The sequence below is a fragment of the Belliella filtrata genome, from assembly GCF_022549775.1.
Lineage (GTDB): Bacteria > Bacteroidota > Bacteroidia > Cytophagales > Cyclobacteriaceae > Belliella > Belliella filtrata.
This window is the reverse complement of sequence record NZ_JAKZGP010000099.1, coordinates 1-9,341: the sequence shown is the minus strand read 5'-3', so window position 1 is coordinate 9,341 and position 9,341 is coordinate 1. Positions and strand designations below refer to the sequence as shown.

Annotated in this window: 9 protein-coding genes and 1 riboswitch; of the genes, 2 read left to right on the top strand and 7 right to left on the bottom strand. The window is 38.9% G+C overall.

What is annotated here, in order from left to right; translation table 11 throughout:
* Positions 1-190 precede the first annotated feature (190 nt).
* Positions 191-293, top strand: a riboswitch (SAM riboswitch).
* Positions 294-483: 190 nt separating this feature from the next.
* Positions 484-1,653 carry a trans-sulfuration enzyme family protein gene (locus MM239_RS20055; protein ID WP_241350113.1) on the top strand — a complete coding sequence of 390 codons (1,170 nt, stop codon included), beginning with the start codon at positions 484-486 and terminating at the stop codon, positions 1,651-1,653.
* A 66-nt stretch (positions 1,654-1,719) separates the two neighbouring features.
* Here MM239_RS20055 and MM239_RS20050 read toward each other — a convergent pair whose 3' ends face one another.
* The 4 genes from MM239_RS20050 to MM239_RS20035 all read right to left on the bottom strand — a co-directional run bounded on the left by MM239_RS20050 (position 1,720) and on the right by MM239_RS20035 (position 5,045).
* Positions 1,720-2,301: a DUF2911 domain-containing protein gene (locus tag MM239_RS20050; protein ID WP_241350112.1), complete on the bottom strand. Its 582-nt coding sequence runs from the start codon at positions 2,299-2,301 to the stop codon at positions 1,720-1,722.
* 135 nt (positions 2,302-2,436) lie between these two features.
* A complete protein-coding gene (locus tag MM239_RS20045; RefSeq protein WP_241350111.1) occupies positions 2,437-3,201 on the bottom strand; it encodes a TIGR02757 family protein in 765 nt (254 codons plus the stop codon).
* A gap of 1 nt (position 3,202) precedes the next feature.
* Positions 3,203-3,757, bottom strand: coding sequence for a hypothetical protein (locus tag MM239_RS20040; RefSeq protein ID WP_241350110.1), 555 nt, complete (start codon positions 3,755-3,757; stop codon positions 3,203-3,205).
* A gap of 121 nt (positions 3,758-3,878) precedes the next feature.
* Positions 3,879-5,045, bottom strand: coding sequence for a LysM peptidoglycan-binding domain-containing protein (locus MM239_RS20035; RefSeq protein ID WP_241350109.1), 1,167 nt, complete (start codon positions 5,043-5,045; stop codon positions 3,879-3,881).
* Between the two features lie 199 nt (positions 5,046-5,244).
* On the opposite strand from MM239_RS20035, the gene MM239_RS20030 reads away from it, so the two are divergent.
* Positions 5,245-6,606 carry an NfeD family protein gene (locus tag MM239_RS20030; RefSeq protein WP_241350108.1) on the top strand — a complete coding sequence of 454 codons (1,362 nt, stop codon included), beginning with the start codon at positions 5,245-5,247 and terminating at the stop codon, positions 6,604-6,606.
* A 21-nt stretch (positions 6,607-6,627) separates the two neighbouring features.
* Here the strand turns inward: MM239_RS20030 and MM239_RS20025 are convergent, their stop codons facing one another.
* The 3 genes from MM239_RS20025 to MM239_RS20015 form a co-directional block, all read right to left on the bottom strand.
* Entirely contained in the window at positions 6,628-7,086 is a 459-nt protein-coding gene (locus MM239_RS20025; RefSeq protein WP_241350107.1) for a CBS domain-containing protein, read from the bottom strand.
* Between the two features lie 276 nt (positions 7,087-7,362).
* The gene (locus tag MM239_RS20020; RefSeq protein WP_241350106.1) at positions 7,363-8,112 is read right to left on the bottom strand and encodes a copper homeostasis protein CutC; all 750 of its coding nucleotides are present in this window, start codon (positions 8,110-8,112) and stop codon (positions 7,363-7,365) included.
* Positions 8,112-8,945, bottom strand: a complete 834-nt coding sequence (locus tag MM239_RS20015) for an isoaspartyl peptidase/L-asparaginase family protein (RefSeq protein ID WP_394801529.1) — start codon at positions 8,943-8,945, stop codon at positions 8,112-8,114. Before MM239_RS20015 ends, MM239_RS20020 begins: the two co-directional genes overlap by 1 nt.
* Positions 8,946-9,341: the final 396 nt, after the last annotated feature.

Below are 9,341 nucleotides of genomic sequence, written 5' to 3'. Positions count from 1 at the left end.
CAAAAACACAAAAACTGGTTTAATTAAAAAAAAGAATTCCCTGGAAACAGGGTCATGGGAATCCTATGTCTATTTTCTAAAGCAAATTGATCAAACTACTTCAATTATTTAAAATCGGAATTGCTGAATATATTTTTTAAATTTTGATTTTTAAGAATTTGCCCTTTTCTTTGTGGCACTTCAGTTTACTGATTTATAAAGAAGAGGTGAGAGAACAGGCTCTGTGACCCTCTGGCAACCATCATACCCAAATGAAAGGTGCCAAAACCTGCCCTAAAAGGGAACTATAAATTAGAATTTATGTCAACAAGATCACATCTATTTAGGATATTACCTCAAACCCTGATTGCTTATCAGAGCGTTTATAGCTTAAGAATTTGGTTTGTATTTGATCCATATTCATTTGTTTCTACCACAGCTCAAGCGTTTTGGGTAGAAAGGTTTGTCCTTCCAAAATTTCTAAACTTTAATCATTGAATCCATATGTCGAATTTCGAAACAGATGCTATACGTATAAATGCTTCAAAGTCTAATCAAAGAGAACACTCTGCACCTCTCTATTTAACTTCAAGTTTTACCTTTGATTCTGCAGAAGAAGCAAGGGCAATGTTTGCAGAAGAAATCCAAGGAAACATATACTCGCGCTACGCAAATCCCAATTCATCAGAACTGATTGAGAAAGTATGTGCCGCAGAAGGTACCGAAAGTGGCATTGCTACAGCATCTGGAATGGCTGCAATGTTTGGCAGCATGGCCTCACTGCTTCAGCAAGGAGACCATGTGCTAGCTTCAAGATCATTATTTGGTTCTACCCATCAGCTATTGACAAGAGTTTTTCCGAAATGGGGGATTTCTTCTACTTATGGTGATATTTCGGATATTGCCAATTGGGAGAAATTAATCCAGTCTAATACAAAAATGTTATTTATCGAAACTCCATCAAATCCTGGCTTGGAAATCATAGATCTGGAATGGGTGGGAAATTTCGCAGCTGCTCATAACCTGATCCTAGTGGTAGACAATTGCTTCGCAACACCATACTTGCAGCAACCTGCCAAATGGGGAGCCCATATAGTCACCCATTCAGCTACCAAGTACATTGACGGGCAAGGGAGGGTTTTAGGTGGCTTGATCTTGGGAAAAAAAGATTTGATAGATGAAGTTCAATTTTTCACACGACACACAGGACCTTCTATTTCTCCATTCAATGCTTGGATTTTAGCAAAAAGTATGGAAACTTTAGCTGTAAGAATGGACAGACATTGTGAAAATGCGCTGAATGTAGCCCAATATTTTCAAGACTGTAAAGACATAGATTTTGTGAAATACCCATTCCTCAAAAGCCACCCTCAATTCAACCTTGCCAAAAAACAAATGAAGCATGGAGGAGGTATTATAACATTAACCTTGAAAGGTGGACTCGCAAGAGCCCAAAGATTCATCGATGAGCTAAAAATGATCTCTGTCACAGCCAACCTCGGAGATAGTAGAAGCATCATCACTCACCCCGCTTCCACTACTCACAGCAAGCTAAGCGAGGAAGAGCGCGCAAAAGTCGGCATATCTGACGGTCTGATTCGCCTATCGGTAGGACTTGAACATAAAGAAGATATTATCAAAGACGTAGAAAGAGCACTCGAAAAATCAAGATAATGAAATAAAAAAAAAGGGATAGGTTGTTCAACCTATCCTTTTTTTTATTTAGACTCAAAATCTTTACTACTCTATTACAATCGGAAGAACTAGCTTTTCCCATTTCACAACTAAGCCTGGAGATTCTATTCCAATGGTAAGTTGCTCTTGACTTTGATCCACGAAAGAAGGAGTTGAAGTAACTCTTAACACATCATTCTCCTCCTTATATTGAAAATGACCATGCTCCAAATCCCACTCGGAATTGAATATAACTGTCCAATCTCCTGAAGTTCTAGGAATGGTAAAAAGAGAATACTTGCCAGCGGGCAGTGTTGAACCTTCAACTTTGATATCCTTGTCAAACTCCACAAAGGTAGCTTCATTGGCACCTGTTCTCCACACCTCATTATAAGGCACTAGATCTCCCCAAATCACCCTACCTTTTACAGAAGGTGCACCATATTGTAGTTTTAAAGTGACATCATCACCTACCTTTCCTTCCACATTTCTCAATGGACTAGCCCTTTCCTGCGCAGGGGCGGTTTCTTCCATTTCTGTGGCAGAATTTTCTTCAACCTCTCCTGTCTTAGTCTCTCCGCCACAACCATAGAAGGTCAATGATCCGGCCATCAAAATAGCCAACATCCAAGCGTTTGATTTTTTCATAGTGTTTTGTTGTTTAGGGTACGAATTTAAATAATTTTTCTGGAAGTCAACACAAGTATCCTTTTTTCCAAATTCGCAAAACTTCGGTATCTATTTACTTTTCGTTTGTATTTCAAAACCTTGATCAACCTGAAATCAAAACTTCTCTTCCACTCCTAGACCAAATAAAGCAAAGTCATATTTTACAGGATCCATTGGATCAAATTCACGAAGTTTTTGAGTCAATTCTAATGCGGTCAACCAGTCTGTTTGCTTCCGAGATATCAAGCCAAGTTTTCTGCCTACCCTATCTACATGGAGGTCACATGGACAAATCAACTGACTTGCATGAATGTTATTCCAGATACCAAAATCCACCCCAGCATCATCTTTTCTCACCATCCAACGGAGAAACATATTGATCCTTTTGCATGCAGCTTTCCTTTTAGGGGTGGCGATATGCTTCCTTGTCCTAGAGGGAGCCTCTTCTAGTTGAAAGAAAAATTCATGAAAGTTGGATAGGAGTTTTTCCATTACATCGACACCCTGCTCATAACCAATCAAAAAAGCTGACTCTAAACTATCATAATTTTTGTAATACCAGCTAAAAAACGCTATGAAGTAGAGCGTATCAATATCATTGAAAGTTCGGTGTTTGAAATTCAAGAATGGCTTCAGATCATTTTCACTGTGATGCAACATAAACTCATGTGGTGCATCATCCATCATCGCAAACAATTCTAGACACTTGTTGATAATGGTCTTTCGCTGACCCCAAGCAAGTATTGAAGCTATAAATCCTGAAATTTCAATATCCTGTTTTTTTGTATACCTATGAGGAATAGATATGGGATCCAAAGTAATGAAACTAGGCTGATTATATGCTTCAACTTTTGAATCTAAAAATTCCTTCAATTCCATTTTATCGTGCTATGGTTACTTCGCCGCCTTGGATACCGTCAAACCATTTGAAAGAAAGAGACTTATCCTCCACTCCTGACAAATGCCAATCAAAGCATTTGATATTGGTCAACGAAGAAAGTTTATCTTCATCAGGAGAATACAAACAAATATCAAAGTCAGGAAGCAATTTTGAATCTGTTGCATTCCATTTCTCAAGAAGAATTCCCTCGTCTAAAAACCGTACTTTACCTCCAAAATAGTGGTCTTGTAATACTGAAGGTACTCCATCTTTTCTTCTCAATTGATAACAAGAAGGACCAAACATGATTTGCTTGTATAGTTTTGCTTCTATCAGTTGGTTTGTATTAGGTAAATCTTCCCACTCTGACTGTTGTGGCAGACTAGTGGCATCCTGTGAGCCAAAACTAGAAACTATTCTGGATAGTGCGGAAAAAGTATAGGTAATCCCTATAAAAAGTAATCCAAAAGTAGCCAAAATCGGATAACTAATTATAAACAGTGCATTCCAGATGTATCGAAATGAGTGATGAAGTATGAGTTGTAATTTATTCATAGGAATGACTAAAGTCCCTACAAAAGTACTCTCTTAAGATTAGAATACCAAAGTATGGATAAATGCAAAAAGGCAACGTTCATTGGAAACCTTGCCTTTTTGCATAATAACTCAATCAATATCAATACGAAACCTCTACAGGAAATCTTGAATTGACAGCTCTAAGTTGATCAAATGCTGCTTTAGACACTTTTACGACTAACCTACTGTTATCGCCTGTGCTAGGGAGCTTACCCACCACTCTTGCAAAAATGGTGATATCATTTTCTTCATTTCTCACCCTCATGATCGTCCCAACAGGTGCATCCCTATGAAGGACCAGGTACTTTTTATGGTTTCCCGTACCATCGATCACCTCGGCCAATCCTGTTTCCTTGATATTCTTATATGAAGTATCTTCTGTTTTTGCAGTGGTTAGCGTTGCTTCAGATTTCTCATTATTTACAATCACAGGTACTGTCGAGCTGACTACAGGAACTTTTGAAGGCCCTGACGCGCCCCTTCCAACTTTAAGTTTTTGACCTACCGAAAGATTGTTTGAAGTCAATCCGTTCCAATTTATCAGATCTTCGACCTTTGAATCATACATTTTGGCAACTGCAAACAAAGTCTCACCTTGTGCGACTGTATGAGAGATCCATTCTCCAGGAAAATTCATATCACCAGTAGAAGATGCTGACTCGGACTGCTTTAAAGCTGCTTCTTTAGCTGCATTTTCTTTCTGTTTTGCTTCTTCCACTTTGGCTTTGGCATCCACTTTCTTTTCCTCTGCTTTTGTTACAGCCTGAACTTTACGCTCTTCAGCTTTGGACATAGTAGCTGGAGTGGCTTCTGCAACTTGCTTTACTTCTGCTACGGGCTTTTCTACTCCTTTGATAACCAAAGACTGTCCTAAGCTTAGATCATTTCCCTTGAGGTTGTTCCAAGCCATAATATCTCCAACAGCAACATTGTACTTTTTGGATATTGCAAATAATGTCTCTCCTTGAGCTACATTGTGCAGGATTGATCCTTGAGGAAGCGCTTCAGGCTCCACATAAGGTATCCTGATTCTCTGCCCCATCTTTAGCCCAGCTTTTAATTCTTCATTGGCTTGTACGATGTCGTTAACAGATGCCGCATATCTCCTGGAGATCCCAAATAAGGTTTCCTGCTGCTCAACTTGGTGGATAATAAAAGTTTTGCCACCTACTCTTTCAACTCCGACTGAATCAAGCAAGGCAGCTTCCATAGCATGAATACTCATGCTATAAATGAACAATAAAGTAATGAATGTGATTCTTTTCATAATTAACTCGGACAAATTCCAAAGCACAAATTTCTGATTAATTTTTTCAATTGCAAGTATTGATTTGAAGAGTCCCATAAATCATTCCAAACAAGGTGAAATGAAGGCTGCAATTGAGTATAATTTAGACAAATTAACAATCAAGAATTAGACATAATCAAAATATGGGTATATTCAAATTCTAATAACCAACGAACTTATGAGGACTTTCTTATTTATTCTTTTGAGTATCATCACATGTACAACTTTGGCACAAGCTTCACAGGAAGAAATTTCAAGTGAAAAGAAGAAAGTTTACACTTTTGAAATCAAGAATGATATCGATCCTCGAATGAATAGAAAAGTTAAGCTTGCACTAGAGGATGCAAATGCAAAACAAGCTGATGTGATTGTGATAGAAATGGACACCTACGGAGGTGCTGTAAATGATGCGGATGATATTCGTACTATGATATTGGAAACCAAAGTGCCTATCCATGTGTGGATCAATAAAGACGCAGCTTCGGCTGGAGCACTGATATCAATCGCATGCGATAGCATATACATGGCACCAGGAGCAAGTATAGGGGCCGCTACGGTAGTTATGGGAGGAGGAGGAGAAGCAGCACCTGACAAGTATCAATCCTACATGCGCTCCATGATGAGAAGTACAGCGGAAGCAAAAGGAAGAGATCCAAAAATTGCTGAAGCAATGGTTGATGAAAACCTTGAAATCGAAGGAGTTTCTGAAAAAGGTACAGTAATCACATTTTCTACATCCGAAGCAAAAACCAACGGGTTCAGTGAGGGCCAGGCAAACTCTCTATCAGAAGTGATACAAAAGCAAGGCATTGAAGATTATGAGCTTATTTCTTATTCAGAATCTACCATAGAATTGATAATTTCATTTTTCCTAAATCCCGCAGTAAGTGGTTTTTTGATCTTGATAATCTTTGCAGGAATATACTTTGAAATACAAACTCCAGGTGTAGGGTTTCCATTAGCAGCATCTATTTTGGCAATTATTTTATACTTTATCCCTTATTACCTTACTGGGCTAGCCTCCAATTTTGAATTGGCTATTTTCATACTAGGAATCATCTTATTGGCTATCGAACTCTTTGTAATTCCGGGTTTTGGGGTTTTTGGCATTCTAGGAATAGCGGGCATATTGGCAGGACTTACGCTGGGAATGCTCCCTAATGATGCCTTTGACTTTACATTCGTCCCCTCTGGAGAATTATTTGTTGCGCTGCTGACTGTGATTCTTTCCTCAACAATTGCTATAGGCTTAATATTCTATTTTGCTCCAAAAGTAAATGAATGGAAGGCATTCAGCACAATAACTTTAGCCAATACTCAAAAAAGAACTGAAGGATATACATCTTCAAACTATAATGATGATCTACTCGGGAAAACTGGCCTAACACATACCAGGCTGATGCCGAGTGGGAAAATCATTATAGCTGATGAAGTGTACGATGCCTATTCAAGAGGCGAATTTATTGACAAGGGTGAAACAGTAATCGTGATCAGTACTGAAGGCACTTCATTGAAAGTGAAGAAGCATGATATAATCTAGCAAAAGATAGATAATGACATATTACCATGTGGTAGACTTTAACTTAGGAAATGCTCTGATGACATCTGACAAGCTGATCTGACCTACAAGTCGCCCCTCTTTCATAACAGGAAATCTCCTAATTCTCTTATCTAAGAATTCTTTTGCTGCGTCAAAAAGTGACATATCAGGACTTAGCGTAATAACCTCTTTAGACATGTGCTCTGACACTGTACCAGGAAAGGAGGGCGTATTTGAATATTTTCCTTTAATAATCTCTTTGAGACAATCCACCTCGGAAATTATCCCCACCAAATCGCCTTTCTCATTCACAACTGGAGCCCCTGAAATTTTACGTTTGGTCAATTGATCTAGCACCTGATCTATAGTATCATCAGGATGAAAAGTCACTAAGTTTGTGGACATGTGATCAGATACGAGTATAGAGGTTGACTGTTTTTTGGGCTCAGCCAATCTCACTCCTTGAAAGCTTTTTACCATGGTTTTTTGGGTTTAAGTGTCTTTCAAATTAGACAAAAAATACCACATATCAAAAACGTAATTTACAAAATTAAAAACTAACTCAGAAACAATTACCATTATTATATATGCCAAATAACCTAAAACACAACAACTATTGCAATCCAAAACTCTTTCGATCATCAAATACATTACAAAACGGCTAATACAACAGTACTTGAAACTTTTAAAAGTACTTTACCCTAAAAATTAAATGATCACAAAATCTGATCGAATACTTTGAACAAGTTTTTACTCCTACTGGGAAATTTTTGCTAGAAATGCTGACACTAAAGTTGGATCAACAGTCAGTCGGTGATAGAAATGCTCAGGATCTATAGACATACTCACATCCTCTGGATTGTGCTTGAACAGAACCTCGCTTTCGACATATACCTTGCAACTTGCATGCACCTCTCTCAATTGAGCCGAATTCAAAAGCTGATCTAGATGCTCAAGACTCAAACCTCCCCCTGGCATGATTGTGATTTGATCACCATATCTCTCTAGCCAATGCAGCAAATTACCCATGCCTTCCCCAGGATTCGCCTTCCCACCTGAAGTAAGTAAACGCTGAAACCCTAAAGCTATGATATCTTCTAACGCTTGTGAATGATCTGGACACACGTCAAAAGCCCTATGAAAAGTACATGGTTTAGATTTTGCAACTTTCAGTAATCTTTCACAAGCCCTTTTGTCTACATTCCCATAAGCATCAAGTAACCCAAAAACAAAACCATCTGCATTCAATTCATCCAGAATGGCTATATCTCTTTCCATGATACACAATTCTGATTCTTCATAATAAAAATCTCCTCCTCGTGGTCTAATCATCACAAATATCGGAATGTCAATGGTCGACTTAAGGTAGCTTAGCATACCAGCACTCGGAGTAACTCCTCCCTCTCCAAAATCAGCACAAAGTTCGATACGATCAACACCACCTTTTGCTGCTTGAAGCGCTGCTTGAACTGTAAATACGGGCGATTCTAATAGTATTTTTCTCATCAAAGTTTATATGTAGCATCTATCAACTCCTGACTTCCTTTGTGGTGTCTTGCATAGTTAAACCCTGCCCTTACAGCATAAGCTCCAAACTCACCCTCTTTGTTGAAAGCTATAAATCCTGCTTGTATATCGTCAATATTTTTGTTTTTGGAAATCAATCTACGCACTGCTTCCTGGCAAGCCTCTTGAGGGCTTCTTCCCTGTCTCATCAATTCCACGATTAGAAAGCTTCCACAAATCCTGATGATAGATTCACCCAAACCAGTCGCTGTGGCAGCTCCTACTTCATCATCCACAAATAATCCAGCCCCAATAATTGGGCTATCCCCAATTCTGCCGTGCATCTTGTAAGCCAAACCTGAAGTGGTACAAGAACCAGCCATTTTCCCATCAGCTCCTAAAGCAATCATCCCAATGGTATCGTGATTTTCTATATTGATAATAGGCTTATACATAGAAGTCTTTTTCCATTCTTGAAATAGCTCATCTGCTCGAGGACTTAATACTTCATCTTCCAATTCAAATCCCTCACTAATCGCAAACTGACGAGCCCCCTCTCCTGCAAGCATGACATGAGGAGTATTTTCCATCACTTTTCTCGCTAAGGAAATCGGATGCTTTACTTGACGTACAAAACCTACTGAACCACAAGAACCATCTCCCAGCATGATCGAGGCATCAAGGGTAGCAATTCCTTCCCTATCTGGCAATCCTTGTAATCCTACAGAAAGATTTGAAAGATCAAGCTCAGTCACTTTGACGCCTTGCTCTACTGCATCTAGCACATTCCCTGTTGATTCCAAAACCTCCCAGGCCTTATCGTTGGCAGGCATGCCATGCGCCCAAGTAGAAAGAACCAAAGGCTTAAACCCTTCTTTCACGTTTGAACTTTGTTTGGCATCACAGGACAATTGACTTATTGTCGGGGCTAGGATTGCAGTCCCCAAAAGAGACTTTTTTATAAATGAACGTCGATTGGCCATAAATACGTATAGCGTAGTTTTAGATTAGCGCTCAAATTAGGGAAAATACTGCAAGTCAAAAAAACCGTCTATCAAATGGTTAAAAAATTCCACAAAAATGGATTGCAGATATGATTACTATAATAGAGTAGGAAGATAGGGATTACTTCCCTATCTGTCCTCTCACACCACCGTACGTACCGTTCGGTATACGGCGGTTCTTTAAGTTTTGATTTTAACCTTTTGGTAGTAGTCGGACAAGAATAC